The sequence below is a fragment of the Pseudomonas brassicacearum genome (genome assembly GCF_003732265.1).
In the GTDB taxonomy this organism is placed as follows: domain Bacteria; phylum Pseudomonadota; class Gammaproteobacteria; order Pseudomonadales; family Pseudomonadaceae; genus Aquipseudomonas; species Aquipseudomonas brassicacearum_D.
In genome coordinates, this window is the sequence record NZ_MOBK01000144.1 from 1 (window position 1) to 599 (window position 599).

1 protein-coding gene is annotated in these 599 nt (G+C 63.9%); it reads left to right on the forward strand.

The window, feature by feature from the left end; genetic code table 11:
• A partial coding sequence (locus tag BK660_RS30495) for an AMP-binding protein (RefSeq protein ID WP_148057495.1) occupies positions 1–599 on the forward strand: 599 nt, incomplete at both ends.

The window sequence follows — 599 nt, forward strand, 5'->3', positions numbered from 1 at the left end:
GCGAACTGGATCAGCGCGCGCGTACGATTGCTGCCGCGTTGCAGGCTGAGGCTGAATTCGGTGATCGCGCGGTGCTGCTGTTCCCGAGCGGCCCGGACTATGTCGCGGCGTTTTTTGGCTGCCTGTACGCCGGCGTCATCGCGGTGCCAGCCTATCCGCCGGAATCCGCGCGTCGTCACCATCAGGAGCGTTTGCTGTCGATCATTGCCGACGCCGAACCGCGTCTGCTGCTGACCAGTGCCGACCTGCGCGACGCGTTGCAGCAGATCGAAGGCGCGCCGCCGCTGCTGTGCGTCGATACCCTCGACCGTACGCTCGCCGAACGATGGGTTGAACCGGTCCTGCCGCAAGACCACATCGCGTTCCTGCAATACACCTCCGGCTCTACCGCACTGCCCAAAGGCGTGCAGGTCAGCCACGGCAATCTGGTCGCCAATGAACTGCTGATCCGTCACGGTTTCGGCATTGACGTGAACCCCGACGACGTCATCGTCAGCTGGCTGCCGCTGTACCACGACATGGGTTTGATCGGTGGCCTGCTGCAGCCGATCTTCAGCGGCGTGCCGTGCATTCTCATGTCACCGGCCTACTTCCTCGGC